General features: G+C 55.5%; 23 protein-coding genes and 3 pseudogenes. 6 read left to right on the plus strand and 20 right to left on the minus strand.

All coding sequences use genetic code 11. The annotated features are described in order from the left end of the window. Positions 1-4: 4 nt before the first annotated feature. The 4 genes and pseudogenes from TKWG_RS19180 to TKWG_RS19195 all read right to left on the minus strand — a co-directional run bounded on the left by TKWG_RS19180 (position 5) and on the right by TKWG_RS19195 (position 4,871). Positions 5-2,137 (minus strand): acetate--CoA ligase family protein, encoded by a 2,133-nt coding sequence (locus TKWG_RS19180; protein WP_014752430.1) that lies wholly within the window; start codon positions 2,135-2,137, stop codon positions 5-7. A gap of 3 nt (positions 2,138-2,140) precedes the next feature. Further along, positions 2,141-2,910, minus strand: a pseudogene (locus TKWG_RS19185) (enoyl-CoA hydratase/isomerase family protein). An 84-nt stretch (positions 2,911-2,994) separates the two neighbouring features. Continuing rightward, on the minus strand, positions 2,995-3,789 hold the full coding sequence (locus TKWG_RS19190) for a flavin reductase family protein (protein ID WP_014752431.1): 795 nt from the start codon (positions 3,787-3,789) through the stop codon (positions 2,995-2,997). 20 nt (positions 3,790-3,809) lie between these two features. Then, complete coding sequence (locus tag TKWG_RS19195; RefSeq protein ID WP_014752432.1) at positions 3,810-4,871, minus strand: LLM class flavin-dependent oxidoreductase; 1,062 nt, start codon at positions 4,869-4,871, stop codon at positions 3,810-3,812. A 131-nt stretch (positions 4,872-5,002) separates the two neighbouring features. On the opposite strand from TKWG_RS19195, the pseudogene TKWG_RS26255 reads away from it, so the two are divergent. From TKWG_RS26255 to TKWG_RS26265, 3 genes and pseudogenes are all read left to right on the plus strand, one after another. Beyond that, a pseudogene (locus tag TKWG_RS26255) lies at positions 5,003-5,113 on the plus strand (helix-turn-helix domain-containing protein); the annotation flags it as partial. A 149-nt stretch (positions 5,114-5,262) separates the two neighbouring features. Then, positions 5,263-5,715 (plus strand): LysR substrate-binding domain-containing protein, encoded by a 453-nt coding sequence (locus tag TKWG_RS26260; protein WP_264300256.1) that lies wholly within the window; start codon positions 5,263-5,265, stop codon positions 5,713-5,715. Beyond that, positions 5,676-5,918 (plus strand): type 2 periplasmic-binding domain-containing protein, encoded by a 243-nt coding sequence (locus tag TKWG_RS26265; protein WP_264300328.1) that lies wholly within the window; start codon positions 5,676-5,678, stop codon positions 5,916-5,918. Before TKWG_RS26260 ends, TKWG_RS26265 begins: the two co-directional genes overlap by 40 nt. An 11-nt stretch (positions 5,919-5,929) precedes the next feature. Here TKWG_RS26265 and TKWG_RS19205 read toward each other — a convergent pair. The 7 genes and pseudogenes from TKWG_RS19205 to TKWG_RS19230 all read right to left on the minus strand — a co-directional run bounded on the left by TKWG_RS19205 (position 5,930) and on the right by TKWG_RS19230 (position 12,803). After that, positions 5,930-6,822, minus strand: a pseudogene (locus TKWG_RS19205) (SMP-30/gluconolactonase/LRE family protein). Between the two features lie 79 nt (positions 6,823-6,901). Beyond that, positions 6,902-7,822, minus strand: a complete 921-nt coding sequence (locus TKWG_RS19210; protein ID WP_014752434.1) for a tripartite tricarboxylate transporter substrate binding protein — start codon at positions 7,820-7,822, stop codon at positions 6,902-6,904. Between the two features lie 130 nt (positions 7,823-7,952). Then, positions 7,953-8,447 (minus strand): Bug family tripartite tricarboxylate transporter substrate binding protein, encoded by a 495-nt coding sequence (locus tag TKWG_RS26270; protein ID WP_264300257.1) that lies wholly within the window; start codon positions 8,445-8,447, stop codon positions 7,953-7,955. After that, on the minus strand, positions 8,381-8,869 hold the full coding sequence (locus tag TKWG_RS26275) for a tripartite tricarboxylate transporter substrate-binding protein (protein ID WP_014752436.1): 489 nt from the start codon (positions 8,867-8,869) through the stop codon (positions 8,381-8,383). Before TKWG_RS26275 ends, TKWG_RS26270 begins: the two co-directional genes overlap by 67 nt. Before the next feature lie 491 nt (positions 8,870-9,360). Then, on the minus strand, positions 9,361-10,341 hold the full coding sequence (locus TKWG_RS19220; RefSeq protein ID WP_014752437.1) for a Bug family tripartite tricarboxylate transporter substrate binding protein: 981 nt from the start codon (positions 10,339-10,341) through the stop codon (positions 9,361-9,363). 68 nt (positions 10,342-10,409) lie between these two features. Beyond that, on the minus strand, positions 10,410-11,921 hold the full coding sequence (locus TKWG_RS19225) for an AMP-binding protein (protein WP_014752438.1): 1,512 nt from the start codon (positions 11,919-11,921) through the stop codon (positions 10,410-10,412). A 9-nt stretch (positions 11,922-11,930) separates the two neighbouring features. Beyond that, positions 11,931-12,803 (minus strand): SDR family oxidoreductase, encoded by an 873-nt coding sequence (locus TKWG_RS19230; protein ID WP_041710488.1) that lies wholly within the window; start codon positions 12,801-12,803, stop codon positions 11,931-11,933. Between the two features lie 154 nt (positions 12,804-12,957). On the opposite strand from TKWG_RS19230, the gene TKWG_RS19235 reads away from it, so the two are divergent. Beyond that, complete coding sequence (locus tag TKWG_RS19235) at positions 12,958-13,881, plus strand: LysR family transcriptional regulator (protein WP_014752440.1); 924 nt, start codon at positions 12,958-12,960, stop codon at positions 13,879-13,881. A 33-nt stretch (positions 13,882-13,914) separates the two neighbouring features. Here the strand turns inward: TKWG_RS19235 and TKWG_RS19240 are convergent, their stop codons facing one another. From TKWG_RS19240 to TKWG_RS19270, 7 genes are all read right to left on the minus strand, one after another. Further along, positions 13,915-14,667, minus strand: coding sequence for an SDR family NAD(P)-dependent oxidoreductase (locus TKWG_RS19240; RefSeq protein ID WP_014752441.1), 753 nt, complete (start codon positions 14,665-14,667; stop codon positions 13,915-13,917). 58 nt (positions 14,668-14,725) lie between these two features. Further along, positions 14,726-15,241 (minus strand): Ohr family peroxiredoxin, encoded by a 516-nt coding sequence (locus tag TKWG_RS19245; RefSeq protein WP_014752442.1) that lies wholly within the window; start codon positions 15,239-15,241, stop codon positions 14,726-14,728. A gap of 21 nt (positions 15,242-15,262) precedes the next feature. Continuing rightward, positions 15,263-16,021 (minus strand): SDR family oxidoreductase, encoded by a 759-nt coding sequence (locus TKWG_RS19250; RefSeq protein ID WP_014752443.1) that lies wholly within the window; start codon positions 16,019-16,021, stop codon positions 15,263-15,265. Between the two features lie 111 nt (positions 16,022-16,132). Then, positions 16,133-17,206 (minus strand): LysR family transcriptional regulator, encoded by a 1,074-nt coding sequence (locus TKWG_RS19255; RefSeq protein ID WP_014752444.1) that lies wholly within the window; start codon positions 17,204-17,206, stop codon positions 16,133-16,135. Between the two features lie 26 nt (positions 17,207-17,232). Continuing rightward, positions 17,233-17,604, minus strand: a complete 372-nt coding sequence (locus TKWG_RS19260; protein ID WP_014752445.1) for a cupin domain-containing protein — start codon at positions 17,602-17,604, stop codon at positions 17,233-17,235. A gap of 104 nt (positions 17,605-17,708) precedes the next feature. Then, complete coding sequence (locus TKWG_RS19265; RefSeq protein ID WP_014752446.1) at positions 17,709-18,188, minus strand: carboxymuconolactone decarboxylase family protein; 480 nt, start codon at positions 18,186-18,188, stop codon at positions 17,709-17,711. A 178-nt stretch (positions 18,189-18,366) separates the two neighbouring features. After that, on the minus strand, positions 18,367-19,248 hold the full coding sequence (locus tag TKWG_RS19270) for an RNA polymerase sigma-70 factor (protein WP_014752447.1): 882 nt from the start codon (positions 19,246-19,248) through the stop codon (positions 18,367-18,369). 456 nt (positions 19,249-19,704) lie between these two features. Between TKWG_RS19270 and TKWG_RS19275 the strand changes: the two genes are divergently transcribed. After that, positions 19,705-19,971 carry a hypothetical protein gene (locus TKWG_RS19275; RefSeq protein WP_014752448.1) on the plus strand — a complete coding sequence of 89 codons (267 nt, stop codon included), beginning with the start codon at positions 19,705-19,707 and terminating at the stop codon, positions 19,969-19,971. Between the two features lie 106 nt (positions 19,972-20,077). Then, positions 20,078-20,500: a DUF805 domain-containing protein gene (locus tag TKWG_RS19280; RefSeq protein ID WP_014752449.1), complete on the plus strand. Its 423-nt coding sequence runs from the start codon at positions 20,078-20,080 to the stop codon at positions 20,498-20,500. A gap of 298 nt (positions 20,501-20,798) precedes the next feature. On the opposite strand, the gene ssb is transcribed toward TKWG_RS19280, so the two are convergent. Continuing rightward, positions 20,799-21,308, minus strand: a complete 510-nt coding sequence (ssb, locus tag TKWG_RS19285; RefSeq protein WP_014752450.1) for a single-stranded DNA-binding protein — start codon at positions 21,306-21,308, stop codon at positions 20,799-20,801. Positions 21,309-21,399: 91 nt separating this feature from the next. Continuing rightward, the gene (locus TKWG_RS19290) at positions 21,400-22,617 is read right to left on the minus strand and encodes an MFS transporter (RefSeq protein WP_014752451.1); all 1,218 of its coding nucleotides are present in this window, start codon (positions 22,615-22,617) and stop codon (positions 21,400-21,402) included. Between the last annotated feature and the right edge of the window lie 123 nt (positions 22,618-22,740).

The raw sequence follows: 22,740 nt of genomic DNA on the forward strand, positions 1-22,740 counted from the left end.
AATGTCATACTGCAGGGTTGATCGGAATCAGAAGCGCGTCGAGCACAACGGCCCCCTGCCCTTCGGGAAGGATACGTACCGGGTTCATGTCGATCTCGGCCACATTGCATGCGTAGCGGCAGGCAAACTGCGAGAGCCTTGCCAGTGTATGCGCCGCAGCCTGGACATCGGCCCTGGGCTGGCCGCGTGCGCCATCCAGAATCGGGAACAGTTTGAGCGACCGTATCATCGCATGTGCTTCGTCTTCAGAAACCGGTGCGGTTTGCACGGCAACGTCATGCAAAATCTCAGCATAAATGCCGCCTGTGCCCACCATCACGACCGGGCCAAATACCGGGTCCCTGGAAACCCCCATGATCAGTTCGATGCCCTCCTTGGCCATCGGCGTGACCAGGATGCCGTCGAGCCTGGCTGCAGGTGCATGCGTGGCCGCGGCCTGCATGATTTGCTCGTAGGCGTCGCGCACGGCCTGCTCGTTGCCAAGATTGAGGACGACGCCGCCGATCTCGGTTTTGTGGGCAATATCTGCGGAGGCAATTTTAAGGACTACCGGAAAACCCATGCGCTGTGCCGCCTGTACTGCTTCGTCTGCGCTGGCAGCCACAATTTCATCCTGCACGCAAATTCCGGCTGCGGCCAGGGCTTTCTTGGCGGTATATTCGTTGCGAAAGGCGCTGGGTTCCAGCGATTGCACGGTATCCTGGTAACGCGGTGCCGCACCCAGGCGGGCCAGTTGCGCCATGCGCAGCAGACCGGCCAGCCCCTGGGCCGTGGCGTCAATGCCTGGGAACACAGGAATGCCCAGCGCATTGATTTCCCTGACTGCGTCAGCAGGTCCCTGACTGGTAACGACCAGCAGACGATCCGGATAGGATGCGCGGATATTGCGCAGCGCTTCCATGTACACGCTGCGCAAACGGGGGTTGTATAGAGCCAGCGACAGAAAGATCTGGGTAACGTCAGCGCCATCATCTTCCATCAACGCCGACAACATGCCAAACAGGACTTCGGGACGCGACGATACCTGGGCGGTCGCGTCAACCGGATTATTGACACCGGCCAGCGGCAGTACCTGCCGGATTCGCTCCTTGGTGGATTCATTCAGCGTGCTTAACGCGAGCCCCGCTTTGACGGTAGCATCGGCCATCATGATGCCAAAACCACCGGAGGCTGCCAGCACGGTGACCCGATTGCCTTTTGGTAGGCCGCCGGGCAGCAAAATGGATGCGGCGTGGCCCAGTTCCAGCAGCGCTTCGATCGAGTCAACCCGCAAGGCGCCGTAGCGCCGGAAGACCGCGTCAATGACCGCATCGGAACTGGCCAGCGCGCCGGTATGCGATGCGGCGGCAGCCTGCCCCTGGTCAGTGGAGCCAATTTTCAGCACCACCACCGGTTTGTTCTTTTGCCGTGCCAGGTCCAGCGCCCGGGTTAATCTGCCGGCATCGCGGCAGGTTTCCATGCAACACAGGATCAAGCGGGTCTGCGCATCCTCGGCCAGTGCGGCAATACCATCGGCCACGTCAATGTCCGCCTCGTTGCCGGTGGCGATAAAGTGACTGACCCCCAAACCCTTACTGGCAACGTTCTGCACGACGTAGCTGCCGATATTGCCGGACTGGGACACAATGCCCATATGGCCGGCCTCTGGCATGCTCTGCTCAAGAATAATGGAAAATGAGCCGATCACCCCCTGGGCCACACTAATGATGCCCAGGCAGTTGGGCCCCAGCAAACGCATGCCATGCTCTCTGGCGATGGCAACCAGTTGCGCCTGTAGTACGGCGCCTTCGGGCCCCGCTTCGGCAAATCCGGAAGACAATACGACTACCCCGCGCACCCCGCGCGCAGCACAGTCCTGTAGCGCCTGTACGGCTGCCGAGGCCGGAACCGCCAGCACTGCCATATCTGGCGCCTGCGGCAGATCGGCCACAGAGGTATAGGCGGGCAGGCCCTGGATGGTGCCGCCTCGCGGATTGACCGGATAGATTGTTCCCCCATAACCATACTTGCGCAAAAAATAAATGGGACGGCCACCGATTTTGGTGATGTCATCGGACGCACCGACAATGGCGATCCCTCTGGCCATGAAGAACGCGTTCAGTCCGGCGCCCGGCTCAGGCGCAATAAATGTATCCATATTTCAGCAGCCTTTGAACTTGGGTTCGCGTTTTTCCAGAAAGGCCATGCGTGCTTCGCGTGCATCTTCTGTCTTGGCCAGCAGCATGGTGAACTCCTGCTCAAAACGATAGGCATCACGCTGTGGCATCACATCGACCATATTGGCAGCGCGCTTGGCGTAGATGGTCGCCAGCGGCGCCTTGGCCGCGATTTCGCGCGCCAGCGCATGGTGACAGGAAGCAGTTCTTCGGGTTTGAGTACATCTTCAATCACATTGCGACGCAGCAGTTCATGCGCGGTCAGCCGCTGGCCTGTGTAGAACATGCGGCGCAGGGTGGAACGACCAAATAGCGTACGCAACATGGAAGCGCCGCCTGCCAGGCCAACATTGATTTCGGGCATGCCGAAGGTTGCGTTTTCAGAAGCATAAAGAATATCGCAGGCCGCTACCAGGCCCAGCCCTGCTCCCAGCGCTGTTCCATTGACGGCGGCGATCACCGGTTTGGCGCACTCGCGTATCGCGTTGCCGGTTTCCCGGGTAATGCGATTGTGTTCCAGGAAGTCGCCCGCAATGTTTTCATCGGGACGATCCTTGAGGTCTGCGCCGGCGCAGAAAACCGCACCGTTTGCCGTCAGAACGGCACAGCGCACATCGCTGCGGGCCGAAATTTCATCAAAAGCCGATACGAGCTGGCGGCGCATCTCGCGGTTCAGTGCATTGACCGGCTTGCGATCCATGGTCACCACCGCAACATAGTCGGATACGTCTATATGAACAAATTTTTCAGTCATGGTATTTCTGTCTCAAAGGGGTGGCGCGTGCCGGACAAGTACGCCAGGCCGCTTTGTCTGGTTAATCCGGCAACAATGGATAAGCTAGAGCGGCAGCGGCTCCAGCCGATGCGTGCCGGCATTGAAATTGATCATCGGGCTGGCTTGCCGGCTGACCGAACGACGGATTTTGCCTACGATCATCCGATGGGTGCCCAGCGCCTGGGTGTTGACAATGTCGCACTCCACGCTGGCCAGTGCATCATTCAGAACCGGCTGATCATGCAGACCGCTGCCCCAGTTGCCCTTGGAAAAACGGGCCGGGCCCTGCTTCTCGCACAGAAAGGCGGACATCACATCGCGATGCGCCTCGCCCAGCACATTGGCGACAAAGCGGCCGTTGGCCAGCAACGCGGGCACGATCGAGGAGCTTTCATTGATAAAGAAGCCAACCAGAGGCGGTTCGGCCGAAATCGACGTCAGGCTCGATACAATGAGTCCGGCCACGCCTTCTCCGCTGCCCGTTGTCACGGCGCTGATGCCTGCAGGCAGTGCACGCATGGCGGCCTTGAACTCAACTTCGGTCACGACCTCGTCAATTTCGTTGCGCTCGATATGCACGCGCACATCGCCGTGTTCATCCACCCAACCCGCCTTGGCCGCATAGGCCATCATTTGCGCAAACCCGGACTCCCATTGGGCATCGCCGGCCCGATCCGCCAGGAACCGCAGCACCGCCGGCGACAGCCGGATATGATTTTCATCTTCTCGGCGACCGATTTTCGAGATCGCCTGTTCCAGCTTCTCGGGCGCTAGCGGATCGATCAGAACATCAAGCTTGCGAAACTCGGCAGCGTCAAGCACGGTGATGGCACCGGTATTTGTCAAATGAATGCGCATGGTGGTCCCCTGCGGGTCGGTCAGGCAGCAGCCCGAAGACCCAGTTCCTTATTGATGGCCGGAATGATTCTGTCACCCCACAGTTCGATTTGCTTGAGCATGGTTTTTTGATCAAAATCACCCAACTGCGTTTGCAAGGCAATATGGTTGGGTTTAAGGATGCTGATTTCCTCCAAAAGCTTGTCGATGACCTGATTGACAGAGCCCACCGGCAGATTCTTGCGTAGCTCATCAAAAGTGACATCTGTCTGTGAAGGCACTTCCTTGATCATATAGCCGTCTTCTGACTGGGCACGACGAAATTTCAAGCTTTCGGAAATGCGACGCTGAAAGCGCGCACTGTCCAGATAGGCATCGATTTCCGCCTTGTTATCCGATGCATAACCACAACGCAAAAAGCCGAATTTGACGTCGCGATCCAGGTCGCGTCCATTATCGTCAGCCACCTTCTCCAGGCGCTCGCGCAGCTCTCTGATGGCATCATTGCCCTTGAGCAGAGCGGTGACAAACAAATTATGATTCTCGCGTACGCCACGACCCAGGGCTACCGGATTACCCGAAGTAATCCACAGCGGTGGCATGGGATCCTGCAGACAGCGTACGGCAATGGAACTGGGCGGCATGGACAGGAACTGGCCGTGATACTCAAAGGTCTGCTGGGTCAGGCCCATTGGGATCATGTCCAGGAATTCGTTATAGATTTTCGAAGCGTCTTCCATCTTCACCCCGAACCGTTCGAATTCAAACGCCTGGTAGCCCGAGCCAATGCCCAGGTCAAGACGACCATCGGACACTGTGTCGACAAAACCGACTTCAGCCAGGAAACGAGCCGGATGGTACAGCGGCAGGATGCAGACGGCGGTGCCCAGACGAATCCGCTTGGTCGCGCCCGCACAGTGCGCCACCATCATAAGCGGCGAAGGCGACAGCGAGTAGTTATTGAAGTGATGTTCTGCATACCAGGCATTATTGAATCCGGCCTGTTCTGCGGCGATGGTCTGCTCGACCGAATTGTTGATGACTTGCTTTGACGTTTGGTGGTAGCCACGTTGTTGCGCAAGAATAAATACACCGAATTCCATGAGGATTCCTCTTTAGTATGTATTGATTGACTTGCTGCAATCTTAAATTATAATTACCAGATGATGGAATAGACAAAAATCGCTTGTCTGTCCTGCATATTCCGGGGTAATCAATGGATCGTCTTAAAGCAATGGAGCTTTTTCTGTCGGTGTCACGCAACGGTAGTTTCACCGAGACCGCAAGGCAATTCGGTATTTCTCCTACATCCGTGTCCCGAATGATTACTGAACTGGAGCAGGCACTCAATGTCAGATTGCTGCTGCGCTCTACGCGCCAGGTCATGCTGACCGAGGCCGGTCAGGAGTACGCCAATCAGCTGGAGGCATCCTGTGGAGCATCAATCACGCGCACGACAGCATTACCGCTATCAGCACCTCGCCGCAGGGGCTGTTGCGAGTCCATTCCCGAGTCATGTTCGGCCTGGGCGTACTCACGCCGCTCATCGCGCGCTTTCGTACCCTGTACCCCGACATTCACGTCGAACTTATTCTGGCCGAAGCACAGGCTGATCTGCGCCAGGCGCAAATAGATATTGATTTTCGCATCGCCCCACCGGTTGAAGCCGGCTTAAAGCGCAGGATTCTGTTCAAAAGCGAGCGCCACCTTGTGGCATCCCCGGACTATATTGCGTCGATGCCCGCGCTTACAGCACCGCCGCAACTGGCTGACCATGCCTTGATATGCTATTTGAAACCGGGCGAAGGCTATGTTTTTCGCTTTCTGTCTGACAAGGGCATTGACGAGGTGGCCTGCACCCGCGCCACGTCACCAACAATGGTATTGCCCAGCTGGAACTGGCCAGGCTGGGAGAAGGCATTGCCCTGCTGGACGACTATACGGTAGCCAACGATATTGCCCAGGGACGCCTGGTACGCCTGCTGCCCGATTTTCGGGTAACCAATTCCTCCTTCGAAGACGGTATCTATGCCACGATTCTGGACACGCCCATGATCCCGGCCAAGATCCGGGTCTTCCTGGATTTCGTGGCCTCCGAAGTCTCAGGCAGCGACCGCCGGTTCCTGGCATACCGCCAGCTTGGCGGATAGGCGGATAGCGGTTAAGTCGGCATACCAATACGGGTGTGTGCAGGTGCCAGCCCTTGCGCACCAATACCACGAACCCGCAGGACCGCGCCGTCCAGCGGCTTATCCCCCTTCAGGCGTCCGCTATCGCGGATGGATGTCACGAACAACTCGTCCAGGTTTGCCCCGCCAAAGCACAGCGACGCCGGATGCGTCAAGGGCAGTTCAATTTTGTGCGTCAGGACGCCGTCCGGTGCGAAACGGGCAATAGCACCGGCATGCACCAGGCAGTCCACAGCCCGCCAGCCGAATCAAAACAGCAACCATCCGGACCGGATGCATATGCCTCGGTGTTGATAAACACACGCCGGTCGGCAAGTGCGCCGCCAGCTGCAATGGCATAGGAATAAATGGTGCGAACGCTGCTATCGCTCACGTAGAATCGCCCGTCCACCGGACTGAGACAAGGTCCGTTGGTAATGCCAATATTGCTGTCCAGCTTGACGAGCCGGCCATTTGGATAAAGCCGGTAAAGACCACCCAGGGGCGACTCCCCTTCGTTGCGCAGCACATGCATGGTGCCGACGATAAAGGAACCATCGGCAAGGGCCTCACCATCATTCAAACGTAAATTCGGATGGCTGTCTTCAATCTGTGCGATGGTCTCCAGCACGCCGGTGGCCGGGTCATAAAGCGCGATGGCTTCTTTTAACGCCACCACCAGACGCCCATCTGCGTTCAGGGCAAAGGAGCCGGCCGGCGCCGGTACCTCGCTGGAGGCGACAAGCCCGCCTGTTGCCGGATTGATCTGATGAATAAGACCAGCGCGGCAGTCCATGAACCAGAGTCGCTGGTTTTCCATATCCCAGATGGGGCACTCGCCAAGCGCAGCGCGGACCGAGCCTAGCGGTTCAATATCAATAGTCATAAGCCAAGCGAGAGAGAACGTAAAACGTTAGTTGATGATGATTTTGTTGTCGCGGATCACTTTACCCCAGTGCTCACGATCAGCCTGCAGGTGCGCATCCAGCGCGTCGGGCCCCCGCTTTTTCGGTCTGGCCATTGTCCCGAAGCAGTTTGCGAAATGCGTCGCTCTGTACTGTTTTAACGGCGGCTGCCGAAATCTCGTTAATGATTTTGCGGGGCGTCCCTTTGGGGGCATGCAGCGCAGTCCAGTAGGACGACTTCAATTGCGGATAACCCAGTTCAGTGACCGTAGGGATATCCGGAAACGATGGATCGCGTTTATCGGTAGTGAGCGCCAGTATCTTCAGATCGCCGGCTTGCTGATGTTGAACAAGGGAAATCGGTGTGGCAAATGACAGATCGCCTCGCCCTGCCATCAAGTCAATCAACGATGCCGTATTGTTTTTATACGAAACCGCTGTGGTAGGCGCGTTGAGGGTTTTGGTGAGCATCCATCCAAAAAGATCGGTGACGCTACCCGGACCCATCGTCCCATATAGCAGCGGCCTATCGGATTTTTTTGCATAGGCAACCAGTTCATCCATCGAATCGACGCCTAGCGACGTGGGAACGGTAATGGTCAGCGGGCCGTCAAACAGCATGGCTACGGAATCAAAACTATCAAAACCGTAAGGCAACTTGGGACGCAGCATGATGTTCAAGGAAACAGGTCCGGTCCCGCCAAAAAGCAGTGTATTGCCATCAGCACGAGCGCGAGCCACATAGGACGTACCGATAATGCCATTGGCACCACCCTTGTTCTCCACAATCACGGGGCGCGCCAACTCCTTGCTCATTCCCTCAGCCATCAGCCGGGCCAGACTATCGTTGGCTCCCCCTCCCGCATATGGCACCACAATCGTAATGGGCTTATCGCCATCCAGGGCAAACGCAGGCGCTGCCCAGGCCAAAACCGCACTTATTACCGCGACAATCAAGCCGCGCCGCATCTGATTGCACATTTGTGCTTCTCCTGAAATCCTGCTGTCTGACCGTATCCGGCTGTCGGCCCGTCAAACTGGCCGCTACGCTTGCGCTGCAATCGCTACCGTTTCCAACGGCCACGGCCCACTGCAACGGCTGCATCGGCTGTTAATTGATGACGATTTTGTTTTCGTTAATGACATTACCCCAGTGCTGGCGATCAGCCTTCAATTGCGCATCAAGCACTTGCGGGCCGCCGGCCTTTTCGATCTGGCCGTTGTCTATGAGCACCTGCTGGAACGCTTTGGTTTTGACGGTTTTCATGGCTGCGGCCGCCACATCATTGATGATCTTCGCCGGTGTGCCTTTTGGGGCCAGCAAAGCCGTCCAGTAGGATGTTTTCAATTGCGGATAGCCCAGTTCAGCCACTGAAGGAATGTCTGGAAAATGCGATGAGCGTTTTTCGGTGCTCAGGGCCAGGATCTTCAAATTTTTGGCATTCTGGATCATGGGAACCGGCGTCGCGTAATTCATGTCGCCGCGCCCCGCCATCAAGTCGATGAGCGCCGAGTTATTGTTTTTATAGGCCACGGCCGTTAACGGAATACCGAAGGTTTTGGAGACGATCCGGCCGTAAAGGTCCGAGACGCTGCCCGGGCCCATTGTGCCGTACAACAGCGGCTGCCCCGTTTTTTACCATAGGCAACCAGTTCGTCAACGGAATCGACGCCCAGCGAGGTCGGCACCGTGATGGTCAAAGGCCCATCAAACAGCATGGCCACCGAATCAAAACTGTCAAAGCCATAGGGCAGTGCCGGACGCAGCAGAATATTCAATGAAACCGGACCAGAGCCACCCAGCAAAAAGGTGGTTCCATCCGGCCGGGCACGGGCCACGTATGACGAACCAATAATGCCGTTGGCGCCCGGCTTGTTTTCGACTATTACATGGCGATCCAGTTCCTTGCCGATACCATCGGCCAGCAGGCGGGCGAAGTTGTCATTTGTACCACCGGCAGCATACGGCACGACGATCGTAATCGGTTTGCCATCTCCCTGGGCATACGCGGGTAATCCGATAGACATAACGACACTCAGTGAAGCAGCTATTAATGTGCGTCTCTTGATATGGCGCATTGATGTTCCTCCAAAACTAGTGCTGTGCCGGGCCTGACGAGGTTGCTGCGGCTGGGGCAAATGAATTGGCATCCAATCCCTTGGTATTTACCCTGATACTGTGCAGCAGACCATCACGTCGGCTCGTGGCTTGTTGTGAGGAGTCAATCATATATTTGATTTGGATTAAATATTACCCCGCGCAATTGCAGAACTGTTTTACAGGGCAGCGACAAATCCCCCTGCCTGCTACGGCTGCTTCGCGCTGGCCAGACAGTCGGGAACGCCGCTGTGCCCGTCGATTAGTAAGCGACACCAATGATCTAACTGTCACCGAATTCGACCGGCAATGTGTGGCTGTGTTTGTGATTATGGTCGCCGGCAGCGCACATGAAACGGGCAGAAAAACCCCAAGCGCCCGAGACCCGCCAAATGGCACCCGACGCCTGAGCGCGCTTCTATCAGTCCAGCGAAATCCGGTTGTTTTCTATTACTGTCTTCCACTTGGCGCGATCCTCGTCAACAAACTGGTCAACCTGATGCTGCGCGCGCGGTTGCTGAACATAAAGGCCCAGTGTCTCGAACCGTTTCTGAAATGATTCATTCTTTAGTGTGGTGTCAATCGCCATCCGAAGAGCGTCCACGACAGTGTCGGGCGTGCTTTTGGGCACGGCAATACCGAACCAGGTTGAGGCCTGATAGTTGGTCTTGCCGATTTCCGATACGCTGGGCACATCAGGAAGGACATCAAGACGCTTGGGCGAGGTGACGGCCAGCGCCTTGATTTTTCCGTCCTTGATGAGCGGCAGTGAAGTGCTGATCACGTCGATCATCAATTGCGTATCATTGCTCATGAGAGACGTCAACGCCGGCGCACTGCCATTATAGGGAACATGGGTTGCCTTGATGCCATATTGACCGAGCAATAATTCGGTGGCCAGGTGCAAAGGGTTGCCGTTTCCCACAGAAGCATAGTTAAGCTTACCTGGGTGCTGCTTGGCGTAGTCTACAAACTTTTGCATGCTATCCAGGCCGGATTTCTCATTTGTGATTACAACGAGTGGAATATCGGCAACGATGGAAACGATACGGTAATCGCGTTCGGGATCATAGGGAAACTTCTTGTAAAGCAGGGGGTTAAGCACCATGCTTGAATTGCTTGCCAGAAAAAGGGTATAGCCATCGGCAGGCGAGCGTGCCACCTGGGTTGCGCCTATTTTGGTGCTGGCCCCCGGCTTATTTTCCACTACCACCGCCTGCCCTAGTGCCTGACCCATGTTCTGCGCCAGCGCTCGCGCCAGTTGGTCTGCCGCGCCTGCCGGTGTGTACGGCACAACCAGTTTGATGGGCTTCTCGGGATAAGCGGCCCAGGCTGGCGCAGCCACGCCCAGGCCGAACGTAGCGGTAGCTGCAATAATGATGTTTGCAATGCGTTGATTCATGAACAGTCTCCTTGGTTATTCGTTTTTGCCACTTATCGGGCTTTTTCCATCACACAATGACAGTTGTATTAGACTTTGCGGCTGTGGCCAGCCCAGTATTTATCGCGTAGCAAGCGCTTGTATATTTTTCCGGAATCATCCCTGGGCAAGGCTGCATCGATTAGGAACTGGCGCGGAACCTTGAATTTGGCCATGCGCGCCTGCAACCAGCTTGCGATCGCCTGGGTGTCCAGCGTTTGACCGGCTTGCGGTTGTACAAACGCAAGCAGCGACTCGCCAAATTCGGCATCGGGAACACCGATAACCGCACAATCGGCGATGCCCTCATATTGCAAGAGCTGGTGTTCGACTTCTGCAGGATAGATATTGACCCCACCGGAGATCACCATGTCGGATTTGCGGTCGCAGACAAATAAGAAGCCATCGTCGTCCAGGTAACCGATATCTCCCAGGCTGATCAGTCCGTCTTTATCGATGTCGTTGCGTGCCTGCGGATTATTGCGGTAATGAAAATCAGCATATGCCGGTTGCCGGACATAAATATAACCGGCGACACCGGGTGCGCACTCGCTGCCGTCCTCGTCGTAAATTCTGATCACGGCCTCACCCGCCGGCATGCCTGCACTACCCGGCTTTGCCAGTGCCTGATGCGAATCCAGCAATGTAATCAGGCCTGCCTCGCTGGATGCATAGGTTTCATACACAATAGGGCCTAACCACTCGATCATTGCCCGCTTGATGTCCGGCGCACAAGGGGCTCCGGTGGAAGCAATAAAGCGCAGGGAACTGAGGTCATAGCGCTGGCGCAACTGCTGGTCCAGCTTGAGCATACGCACATACATGATCGGAACAAGATACAGTACTTCAATGCGATACGCCTGCACCAGTTGCAGCACTTCCAGTGGATCGAATCGGTCTGTCACTACAAAGGTATCGCACATTTGCAATGCATTCTGGGCAAACAGACTGGGCGCACTGTGATAAATAGGTGCCGGCAACAATGCCCTGCACCCTTGGGCCAGGCCGAACGTTTGCTGCAGCAACTTTTGCGCCGCCTGCTTGCGATCTGCGGCAATCTCCGGGGGAAACACATGTCGTACCACACCCTTTGGCTTGCCGGTCGTGCCGGAGGTGTAGGCCATGTGCCCACGCGGCGCATCGGCAAATTGGTCACTTTCAGAGAACCCATCGCGCCAGCTGGCATAGGGCAACGGCGCGTTCGCCTGGCCAGTGCACGCAGGATGTTCATCCACGATCAACACGAGCATGGATGGCGGCACGACTGCTTGTATGCGATCCCAAAAATCGGCATGCACAATAAGCAATCGCGCACCGCTATCGCCAAGCAAAAAACCAACCTCGGCAGCGGCAAAATGCCAGTTGATGGGGCAATATGTCGTGCCGACCTGCCTGCTGGCATCAATGGACTCCAGAAAGGCTTCGCTATTGCGCAACATGATCGCAAACGTGTCGCCTGGTTTCAGACCAAGTGCGCGCAGGCCGGATGCCAGCCGGCGGGCTCGCGACTGATGCGCTGCCTTGCTGGTTTTTCTGTCCTGGATAACAATTATCGGTTCCATTGGCGCTCCTTAGCTTTGCGCAACGGATGCCGTTCGCGCCTGGATACGTTCACGGGCAACCTGCCAGTCGTTTTTATCCCATTCGAAATACTGCTTGAAGTACGCACCGTTAGCCAGCCAGTCACCACCGTCCAGGGCGATGGTCTGGCCGTTGAGCCAGCTGTTTTCCGGGCATAGTAAAAAGGTGGCCAGATTGGCAATGTCGCTGAACTGGCCAAGGCGTTGCATGGGATTCTGACTAACCAGCGCATCAGTGTTGCTCTCGGTAGGACGCAGCCTTGCCGATGCTCCTTCTGTTGGAATCACTCCCGGGGCGATGGCATTGAATCGAATACCGTGGCGCCCCCATTCGATGGCCAGCGATTTGGTCATGGTGTCGACTGCGGACTTGGACATGGCCGAAGGCACGACAAAAGGCGACCCGGTCCAGACCCAGGTGACAACGATAGATACCACTGAACCGGGATGCTGCGTAGCAATCCAGCGTTTGCCAACCGCCTGGGTGACATAGAATGTGCCATTGAGCACCGTTTCGGTTATCGCCTTGAAACCATTGATTGAAATATCCTCGGTCGGACAAATGAAATTCCCGGCCGCATTGTTGATTAATGCGTCTACGCCGCCATGCTCGTCCCAGATTTGCTGAACCATTTGGTCAACTTTGTCTGAGTTCCGGATATCGACCGAATGAACAAAAACACGGCTGTCCGGAAAACTCGCCTGCAGATTGGCTGCGGCCTTTTCCAGTACGTGCTGGCGGCGCCCGCAAAGATGCACCTGTGCGCCAAGGCTGACCAGCTTTTCGGCCATGGCCAGACCCAGGCCGGTACCGCCTCCCGTTACCAGCACGCGCTGACCCTGAAATAGATTGTCTGAAAAAATTTGGTTTTGCATAGTTGTCTCCTGTGCAATTGAGTGTAGCAATGTCATCTGCTGGAAACAATGCGGATAAATAGCTAATATATGTTTCCTGTGAGTTGACAATAACAATACGGATATTTCGTCTGAAATTCGACCGAAAAGGAGAAGGAACAGAATGGACAACTACAGTGAGCTGGACCTGAATCTGATCCGTCTGTTTGTGACGATCATTGACACCGGCACGCTCAGCGAGGCGGCAAAACGCCATCACATTACCAAGTCACATGTGAGCAAGAGCCTGAAGCGACTGGAAGCACAGTTAAATACCCAGCTGATTCGCAGATCAACCCGGCGCCTGGAGCTCACCCAGCAGGGTGAAGTGCTGTACCAGCACGGACTGGGCATATTGCGTGAACTGGAAGCCGCAACCAACCAAATGTTGATGCTGGGTGCAGAACCGACAGGCACCGTAAGACTGAGTGTGCCAACCGGCTTGGGGGAGCTCATCTTGCAGCCGATTTTGATTGATTTCAAAAAAGCCTATCCGCGGCTTAATCTGCAAATCATGTTTTCGAATCGCGTAAACGATCTGATTGAATCGCGGGTGGATGTTGCCTTGCGGGTCGTGGCCGAGCCGCCCCAGGATTATGTCGCAAAAAAAATATGCGATGTGCAATGGCGCATGTGCGCCTCTCCGGGTTATCTGGCTGCACATAGTAAAGCAGCGCAAGACCCCCAGCAGATCGCACAACTGCAATTCATTTGCTCATCTAACCGGCGTTTCCACGAGCAGATCATATTGGAGAACGGTGAGACTGCCACAAGGCTCAAGCTACAGCCCGGCCTGCAATCGGAGAACTTCCGCTTTTTACTCACAGCCGCCAAAAACGATCTTGGGGTCGCGCTATTGCCCAGTTACGTTGTTGCGCGCGATGTAGCCGAGGGCAATCTGCAATTGGTATTGCCTCAATATCGGATAGGCGGTATTGACGCGACACTTTATATCCTGACAACAGCCAGACCACACTTGGCATCGGCTGCCATTAAGACACTCACGCAATACCTGCAGGCCCAGCTCAAAACAGTGTTCGGTAAATGAGGGCGAGCAGGCGCAGTGCAAAAGCGATCCGCGTTACGCCACGCTCAGGCCGCCATCGACCGCCAGCACCTGCCCGGTGACCCAGCCGGACTCGGCAGAAGCAAGCGCAACAATCCAGCCGGCCACATCTGTGGGTAGCCCGCGCCTGCCCAACGGAATGCGGGCACGCTCATCGGCTTTGACGCTCTCTATCTGCTCAGCAGACAACTGCATTCTTTCAGCCAGAAAATCCGTTTCTGTCGGTCCTGCCGCAACAGCGTTCACGCGTATGCCATCGGGCGCCAGCTCAAGTGCCCAGCAACGCGTCATATGTTCAAGTGCTGCCTTGCTGGCGGCGTAATGCGAGAGTGCCGATGCAGCCTTGTGGCCAAAGGTGCTGGACACATTGATGATACTGCCCGCCGACTGCTTCAGGTGCGGCAATGCGGCGGTGGCCAGCAAAGACGGGCCGATAACGTTGACCGAAAATATGTCGCTGATCTGCTCGGCTCCGGCTTCTGACAACGGCAGGATTGCGCCAGCGCCTGCATTGTTGACCAGCACGTCCAGACGTCCATGGCGACGTATGACTTGATCGATGGTTTGCACGGCATCGCCTGGCTTGCCGGCGTCTGCCACCAGATACTCAATGCCCGGGACGGTCTGCGCAGACTGCGCCAGGGCAGCTTGCCTGCGTCCGGTAATAATAACCTGAGCGCCGCCAGCGGCAAATTTTGCAGCGGCTGCAAGACCGATGCCTGCGCCGCCACCGGTGATCAGTACAACCTTGTTTTCGAATTGATTCATCGTTTTACTCAACATAAAAAAGGGGTGAATGGGCCGGCTGGACAGGAAAGACGCGCTGTTAGCGCTCAGCTGTTTCGTCCAGGCAAGCCAGCGCGACAGTATTGGTAATGCCGTGTCGCGCCATTTTTGTATATGGACAGAATCGCTCTGTATTGCGCACCAGTTCCTGCGCGAGGGTTCGCTCTACCCCAGGCAGACGAATACAGGTGTACGCAGTCAGCATAAACAGGCCATCGACCGGGTCGCGGCTGAAGTCGACCGTTACCTGCACAGAACTGCCGGGGATAGAAATGCCTGAGCGAGCGGCCAGCAGGCTTAGCGCGCCATGAAAACAGGCGGCATAGCCGGCCGCGAATAACTGCTCCGGATTGGTTCCCCCGCCCGGCCCACCAAGCGCGGCAGGCAGGCGCAAATGCAGGTCTAGATTGCCATCATCGGAGCGGGCAACGCCCGAGGCGCGTCCGTGCCCGGCATCGCCACCCGTTACAGTCACGCAAGTGGAATACAGCGTCCTGGCTTCGCGCCCATGGTAGACGTCGAGCAAGGATAAAGACGGCGGTTGCAGATCAGCCATGCGAATTGAGGGGTGCGCTAGTTATGTCGACAACTGTGATTGAGCGAACCAGGCATCAAAATTCACCGTTCCAAGACGCGGATTGGCCGTGCCTGGAATAAGGGAATTTTCGCTGAGCCGGGCGCCGAAATACAGCGCCTGTGCATCTTCCACCACTGTGCGCGAATCGGCGCTTGCCTGCAGGTAACGCTGCACCATATGTGAAAACTTTGTGCATTCGGGACCGGCAATTTCCACGCTCCCATTGCTCGGCGCACCGAGCGCATAGTCCACCACTGCCGCAGCCACGTCATCCGACGCGATAGGCTGGAAAAGCGCCGGAGAGATACGCACGGTCTGACCTTCGCCGCCTGCCTGCGCAATACTGCGCAGGAACTCAAAAAACTGCGTTGACTGCACAATGGTATAAGGAATGCCCGATTCGCGTATCAGCTTCTCCTGTACCAGCTTGCCACGAAAATAGCCGCTTTCAGTCAATTTCTCAGTGCCCACCACAGATAATGCCAGGTGGTGCTGTACACCAGCAGCGCGCTCGGCGGCAAGCAGGTTACGCCCGGATGTTTCAAAGAATGCGAGCACATCCTGATCTGCAAACGATGGGGAATTGGCAAGATCGATGACGATACTGGTGTCTTGCATGGCTTGCGCCAGGCCTTCACCCGTGATGGTATTGATTCCTGTTGACGGTGCTGCCGCAATGACCTGATGCCCTTGTGCCTGCAGCGTATTAACGACTTTGGTACCGATAAGGCCGGTGCCGCCGATGACGACGATTTTCATGGAATACTCCTGGCGTTGATGTATATGGCAAATTCTAGGGTGAAGCGTGATGTCGCGGTAGCGCCGCTAAAGGCCCCATGGTGTTGCATCAGGCGCATCAATGGCAATGGATCACGACGTGATCGGAGTTAGCGGCGCCTGCATGCAATTGAGGTCAAGCGCACGCGTGTGCTCGATAATATGATCGACAAATACGCGAATTCTGGCCGGCAACTGCTTGCGGCTTAAATAGCAGACATAGTGACCGCCGTCATCAGGCGCATGCTGCGCCAGGCAGTGCTGCAATTGATGGTCCCTGAGCAAATCACACACCAGATACCCTGGGAGTTGGGCAATGCCCTGACCTTGCAGCACCGCCTGCAGCATCAGATCAAGATCATTGAATGTATGCCGGGCTGGCAGCATACGTCGGTGAGGCAGACCGTCGATCTTGAATTCCCACTCCCTGATGCGGCCCAGGGCATTACGAAAATTTATACAGCGATGGCTGCCCAGCTCGTCAACCTGGCGTGGCAGACCATAAGCCTGTGCGTAGGCGGGGGAAGCGCAAACGAACATCTGCATCGGAACCAGCTGTCGTGCCACGATGTCGCTGTCCTGCATCCGGCCATCGCGAAAGGAAACGTCTATGCGATCGGTCATGAAGTCAGCAGGACGCACATCAAGTAGCAATTCAAGTGTGATAGCCGGATATTGGGCATGAAAGCTTGTCAGCAGCGGCGCAATTACTTTGCGTCCGAACCCGGGGCTCGCATGGATGCGCAGATGGCCTTGCGCCGGCCCATTGCGCAATTCCCGCAACTCTTCCAGTGCATGAACGATGCGCTCCACGCCAGGCTGGCAGTTCTCATAAAACAATTGGCCTTCCCGTGTCAGCGAGGTGCTGCGCGTCGTGCGCTGAAACAGACGCGTATCGAGCTGTGCTTCAAGTTTTTGTATACTGCGGCTGACTGCCGAGCGGCCAATGCCCAGCCGGTCTGCCGCTCGGGAAAAACTGCCTTCGTTGGCAACAGCCAGAAAAGCCACTACCCCAGCGTAGCTGGTCACAAAGCTGTTGGCAAGCGCGTCGGCGCGGGGGCCGGGCGTACTGGTTCGCTCTGCATTGGAAGAAAGGTCGGAGTATCCATACTGAACAAGACGTATGAACACCACGGTTTGTGACAGCAATTGCCGCCTTTGCGCCATTATTACAATTGCTTGCAACAGACAGGCTAATGCGTGGGGATAAAGAACGGGACGTTCTGGTCCTTCAATAACAACACAACGAATTTTGCCGGCTTGGTCTTGCTCGCATTGCGCCCAACGGTATGGATGTCATTTGGCCCTTCATAAAAGCTTTGGCCCGGCCCCAGCGTCACTGCCTTGCCTCCCTTGACCTGCATGACAATAGTGCCCTCTTGCACATAGACAAAGCTGTGAGCGTTATGCCGATGCACCGGATCTACCGCGCCCGGCGGGTAGTCCACAGTAATCATTAGCATTTCCTTGCCGGGATAGTCGGCCAGAGGTTGGGTCATGACCTTGTTGACCACCGCTGCGGGTGGTGCTGCCTGGGCACTGCCCGTATAGATCAGCGGGATCATGATCAGGTAAGTGCGACATGTTTCAGATTAAGCATACAAGCGTTCCTAAAAACGGCCCGGGCATACAACCCTAATGCCGATCGGGTGAATGAAAGGAGCCCGGCTCAGGCAAGATTGGCCTTATCCAGACCAAACGCCTTGTCGGCAGAGCCGGGGACCGTCTTGAACGCAACATTGGCGCGATTCCATGCATTAATAGCCATTACATCGAAGGTCAGGTCAGACAGTTCTTTTTCGCTCAGCTGTTCCCGCACCCGCTCATAGATATCGTCTGCGACGCCATGTTCGGGCAGCCTGGTCAGCACTTCGGTCCAGGCAAGCGCTGCCCGTTCGCGCGGCGCAAAAAGCGTGGACTCGCGCCACGTTGCCAAGTGATAAATACGCAACTCTCGTTCTCCATGGATGCGCGCCTCTTTAACATGCATATCCAGGCAAAATCCGCAACCATTGAGCTGAGAAGCACGAATCGAAACAAGGTCGCGAATCGATGTTTCTATGGCACTGTTTGCCAGGGCGTTGCTAAATTCCATGAATTTTTTGAACAGTTCAGGCGATTGCTGAATATAGTTGATGCGCTGTGTCATGATTGCTCCAGAGAGAAGGCAGCGCCACGGATGTTCGGGCACTGAATACGGCGGGAGGCCGAATAGCATCATCGTAGGCAATACGAGGGCAAGGCGGTAGGTAGGTAGAAGGGATCACCGTGTTGCCCGGCAGGCACCAAATCGCTGGTGAAGGCTGCACCGGAACTGCCGGCGACGATCAGCTTGGCGTCACTGCTGCTGCAATGCGTACCAGCTTATCGGGATTGCGCTGGACATAAATGCGGTTGATCCGCTCACCATCCACTTCGAACATCAACGCCGATTCAAGCTGACCCTGGATGTAACGCAACAAGGCCCATTGCTCATTGAGCACAACCATCTGAATATGAAGCCCGGTTTTGTAACGCAGCGATGCAGCCATGAACAGCTGTGCAATACGCCGTCCGCCAACCATGGGTTTGGGAAAACTGGTCACTTTGCCGCCACCGTCGCCCATCAGCACGGCATCTTCGGCCAGCAGTGCGTTGATTCCGGCAAAATCGCCACGCTCGAGCACCTGTGCGAAAGTTTGCAGCAGGCGATGATGCGTTTCAGGCGGCACGGTAAACCGCGGCTGTTCATTGCGCAGCTGCGTACGTGCCCTGCTCACCAACTGCCGACAGGCTGCCTGGGTTTTGCCAAGAATGTCCGCGATCTGATCATAGTCTGCGTCAAAAACCTCATGCAAAAGAAACGCCGCACGCGCTTCTGGGGTCAGGCGTTCGAGCAGCAAGAGGTATGCCATGGACACGTCGTCCGCGCGTTCGCTGATCTGTTCAGGTGTGGGCGGCGATTGCGTCATGAATGGCTCGGGCAGCCAAATGCCTGCATAATGCTCGCGCTGCGATTTGACTGCCCGCAACCGGTCTATCGACAACCGTGTCGTCACCGCCACGAGCCAGGCTTCGACATTTTCGATGTGATCCTGCACGGCGCCATGCCAGCGCAGCCAAGCGTCCTGCACGACATCTTCTGCTTCGGCTACCGATCCCAGCATGCGATAGGCGATTTTCTGCAATCGTGGGCGTAGCTCATTAAAAGTGCGCGCAATATCGTCCATGGATCATTGACCGTGGTGGTGGCTGCTTCTGGGGTGAACGGGTCTCAATAATATCCGTGCAAGGTGATTTTGTCCATGAATGTGCGTGCTGCAACGGGGCGACCGCCCTTAATATGTATCGGCGCTAACGGCGCTCAATGGCATCAGGACAACCGGATGTGCAGCCACCAGCAAAAAAGATAAATATATCGTGCCCGTAACTGAGCGGCAAAAATTTACACTCATCACAAATCCCCGGAATTGCTTGCACCTGGCAGCTACTTGTCAATGAATAATGATGTGAAAAGGTCGCAGCGGCTAATTTGTCGTACTTTAAGCAAGTAGTCCGTATCAGCGGACTTGTTTTTAACCAAAACAGGCACAGATTCTGATTTGTTCGATGATTACTCAAATATACTTTGAATATTCATTCAAAGTATAAATATATTTACTCAGAGATCAGGTCAGAAGTGGAGTATGGGCCAAATTGCCACCCAACTAATTCGAACAGCACCGCAACTACTTTGCATTGTCGCTATAGTGATATTTGTCATTCAGGCCCTGGGCGTGGTCATGGGAATTATTGAAATGCTGCACTCCGGGCCAAGATCTGGAGTCATGCTTTGGCTCGGCCTGTTCGGTGGGATCGCCTCAGCCGCCTTTCAGCCGGCAATCTTAATAGCCGTTGCAGCAGCAGTTACGCATCTTGAGACAATAGCTAATCTGCCTAATTTAGAAAAATAAATTATCTCGTCCAGGCATAAAGCAGGACCGGATTTGGTTTCGGCTGCAACGTCGTCTTGCCCTATTGGAACCTACCCATAATCATAAGAATGGAGATTTCGGATTAATGCATTGGATTTTCGCATTTGGTATATTGGCTTCGCTGCTTGTTGTTTTTGTAATTTCCTACAAGAGCAGACCATCGCAAGGCCCTAACCGCTTTGGCAAGACGGCTTCGCCAGTCAGCTTTACAACGGCGGTGCGCAGGTTTTTTACCGGATACTTTAATTTTACGGGCAGAGCTAGCCGTACGGAATTCTGGTATGCGATGCTTTTCTATGTGCTGCTGCTATTGATGCTCGGCCTGCTCAATCTTTCAGACCTTGTTCTTTCAATCTTGCTGGCCTTTACATTGATACCGTTTCACTCCGTCGCCGCACGTCGCCTGCACGACACAAACAGAAGCGGCTGGTATCAGCTCGTCTCGTGGTTCATGCCTGTGGGTACAATCATTGCCCTTTTCTGGTGCAACGAGGAGCCGTACGATTGATAAGGCGAAAAGAACCATACAATCTTGAATTCGATCGTGACGCTGGGCACCAAGGGTGAGCAAGCGCCTCGGGACTTGGCCTATAATGCGCAGTATTGGGGGTTGCAATCAGAACTGCGGTTAGCAAAATTACTCTCCAGAAGCCAACTTGACCTTATGTCTTGCGTTCATTGTTTACACATTCAAAAGGTATCGCATATTTTCTATAATATGCGATACCATCAAAAAATATAAATAATAAAACCCCTGCAATATTGGTTATTACAGGGGTTTATTTGCAAAGTGGAGTAGGTATCCGCTAGAACGGAATATCGTCGTCCATATCCATGATATTGGCTGCAGGCTTTTGCGCGGGGCGCTGCTGTTGCGGTGCCTGGCTGCGCTGCTGGGGTGCCTGGCGTTGTTGCGGAGCGGAATAAGACTCATCGCCACCAAAACCGCCATCGTCCATGCCGCCCGTACCTGTACTTTCGCGACCACCCAGCATTTGCATCTGGTCTGCCACGATTTCGGTTGAGAAACGGTCTGCGCCTGTGTCCTTATCCTGCCACTTGCGGGTTTTCAGACGACCTTCGACATAAACCGAGCGGCCTTTCTTGAGGTATTCACCGGCGATTTCGGCCAAGCGGTTATAGAACACCACGCGATGCCATTCGGTTTCCTCACGGCGCTCGCCCGAATTCTTGTCTTTCCAGTTTGAAGTAGTGGCAATGGAGACGTTGCAGATCGCCGCGCCATCTGGAGAATAGCGCACTTCCGGGTCGCGTCCCAGATTGCCGACGAGTATGACTTTATTGACTGATGCCATGGTTAAATCCTGACTGTAGATGGTAATCAGGACAGTATCTTAACTGCCCTTACCGGCTTGCACAATTGGGTCATTATAGCCACCGCGGGCTTTACGTAGGAGATTTGAAGCTTCTGGCAGTAAAGAACCAGACGGCAGCCAGTGCCGCTCCCATGAGAAAAACGGCCGGCACACCCGTGTAGCGGGCCAGCAGACCGCCCACCGCGCCCCCGGCGGCAACACCCAACGCCTGGGACATATTATAGAACCCCAGGGCCAGCCCCTTGTGCTCTGCGGGGGCGACGCGCGATACCAGCGACGGCTGCAGCGCTTCCAGAATATTGAATGCAACGAAATAGCCCACGAAGAGCACCACAATGGCGGCAAACGAATGGGTTGCAAAAGCCATGATGGCCATGACGATGGCCAGGCCGGCTACGCTCCACTCCAGGCTCTGCTTGTGCACGTGCCGCGTTTCCGTGTAGAAAACGACCGGCACCATGGCCACAAACGAGGCCAGAATCACGGGCAGGTAGACTTTCCAGAGCGTACCTGTGGTCAACCCACCTAACCCGATCAGCAGTGGCGGCGCCACCACGAAAATGGACATCAGGATGCAATGCAGGCAGAACACGCCAAAATTCAGACGCAACAGGTCGCCGTTTTTCAGGACATCTTGCGCACGGGACTGGATGGCGGGTGTCTGCAAGGGCGCCACCGGCACAATAAACGTGGCCAGCAGCAGGCTGACAAAGCCCAGCAGGGAAATAACCCAGAACAAGCCCGACAAACCGCCATATTCGACCAGCAGGGGCGCGAGCACCAGCGCCAGGGCAAACGAAATACCAATGGAGCCTCCCACCATGGCCATGGCGCGGGTGCGCACTTCCGGGCGTGTCGCATCTGCCACCCAGGCGGTAATGGCTGCAGAAATGGCCCCCAGCCCCTGGATGGAACGACCAATGATAACGCCGGTCACCGAATCGCTGAGGGCGCAGATAATGCCGCCGATGATGAACAGCACCATACCGCCAATAATGACCGGGCGGCGTCCGAAACGGTCCGAAGCCATGCCCAGCGGAATCTGCAAAATGGCCTGGGTCAGGCCATACGCACCAATGGCGGCGCCTACCAGGGCCGCATTGCTGCCACCGCTCAGGCTTTTGGCCGCATCGGCAAAAACCGGTGTCAGCAGGAACAGGCCCAGCATGCGAACTGCAAAAAGCAGCGCCAGCGTCGTGCTGGCACGGCGTTCAGTGGGCGTAAGTTTGAGTTTAGCCGGTTTGGCAGCATCTGCTTGAGCGGGTTGACTTGGCGCAGCGGAATTCATTCAGCAAATAAAAAGACAAAGTGGGAGGAAGGTATAACTGGGATTGACACCTGCGTTATAGTAATGGATTAGTCCGAGAAAAACCCAGTTCGTTCAACAGGAAAAGATAATTTCATGGATGCC

The sequence above is a fragment of the Advenella kashmirensis WT001 genome (assembly GCF_000219915.2).
GTDB lineage: Bacteria > Pseudomonadota > Gammaproteobacteria > Burkholderiales > Burkholderiaceae_B > Advenella > Advenella kashmirensis.

Bases quoted from the DNA above. Each gene is read 5' to 3' on its own strand.
- TKWG_RS19235 (WP_014752440.1), top strand. From the start codon at position 12,958: ATGGACAACTACAGTGAGCTGGACCTGAATCTGATCCGTCTGTTTGTG.
- TKWG_RS19190 (WP_014752431.1), bottom strand. From the start codon at position 3,789: ATGCGCATTCATTTGACAAATACCGGTGCCATCACCGTGCTTGACGCT.
- TKWG_RS19245 (WP_014752442.1), bottom strand. From the start codon at position 15,241: ATGGCTGATCTGCAACCGCCGTCTTTATCCTTGCTCGACGTCTACCAT.
- TKWG_RS26270 (WP_264300257.1), bottom strand. From the start codon at position 8,447: ATGGGCCCGGGCAGCGTCTCGGACCTTTACGGCCGGATCGTCTCCAAA.
- TKWG_RS19225 (WP_014752438.1), bottom strand. From the start codon at position 11,921: ATGGAACCGATAATTGTTATCCAGGACAGAAAAACCAGCAAGGCAGCG.
- TKWG_RS26275 (WP_014752436.1), bottom strand. From the start codon at position 8,869: ATGTCTATCGGATTACCCGCGTATGCCCAGGGAGATGGCAAACCGATT.
- TKWG_RS19260 (WP_014752445.1), bottom strand. From the start codon at position 17,604: ATGATCCCGCTGATCTATACGGGCAGTGCCCAGGCAGCACCACCCGCA.
- TKWG_RS19270 (WP_014752447.1), bottom strand. From the start codon at position 19,248: ATGGACGATATTGCGCGCACTTTTAATGAGCTACGCCCACGATTGCAG.
- TKWG_RS19220 (WP_014752437.1), bottom strand. From the start codon at position 10,341: ATGAATCAACGCATTGCAAACATCATTATTGCAGCTACCGCTACGTTC.
- TKWG_RS19210 (WP_014752434.1), bottom strand. From the start codon at position 7,822: ATGTGCAATCAGATGCGGCGCGGCTTGATTGTCGCGGTAATAAGTGCG.
- TKWG_RS19195 (WP_014752432.1), bottom strand. From the start codon at position 4,871: ATGGAATTCGGTGTATTTATTCTTGCGCAACAACGTGGCTACCACCAA.
- ssb (WP_014752450.1), bottom strand. From the start codon at position 21,308: ATGGCATCAGTCAATAAAGTCATACTCGTCGGCAATCTGGGACGCGAC.
- TKWG_RS19275 (WP_014752448.1), top strand. From the start codon at position 19,705: ATGGGCCAAATTGCCACCCAACTAATTCGAACAGCACCGCAACTACTT.
- TKWG_RS19280 (WP_014752449.1), top strand. From the start codon at position 20,078: ATGCATTGGATTTTCGCATTTGGTATATTGGCTTCGCTGCTTGTTGTT.
- TKWG_RS19290 (WP_014752451.1), bottom strand. From the start codon at position 22,617: ATGAATTCCGCTGCGCCAAGTCAACCCGCTCAAGCAGATGCTGCCAAA.
- TKWG_RS19180 (WP_014752430.1), bottom strand. From the start codon at position 2,137: ATGGATACATTTATTGCGCCTGAGCCGGGCGCCGGACTGAACGCGTTC.
- TKWG_RS19265 (WP_014752446.1), bottom strand. From the start codon at position 18,188: ATGACACAGCGCATCAACTATATTCAGCAATCGCCTGAACTGTTCAAA.
- TKWG_RS19250 (WP_014752443.1), bottom strand. From the start codon at position 16,021: ATGAAAATCGTCGTCATCGGCGGCACCGGCCTTATCGGTACCAAAGTC.
- TKWG_RS19255 (WP_014752444.1), bottom strand. From the start codon at position 17,206: ATGGCGCAAAGGCGGCAATTGCTGTCACAAACCGTGGTGTTCATACGT.
- TKWG_RS19240 (WP_014752441.1), bottom strand. From the start codon at position 14,667: ATGAATCAATTCGAAAACAAGGTTGTACTGATCACCGGTGGCGGCGCA.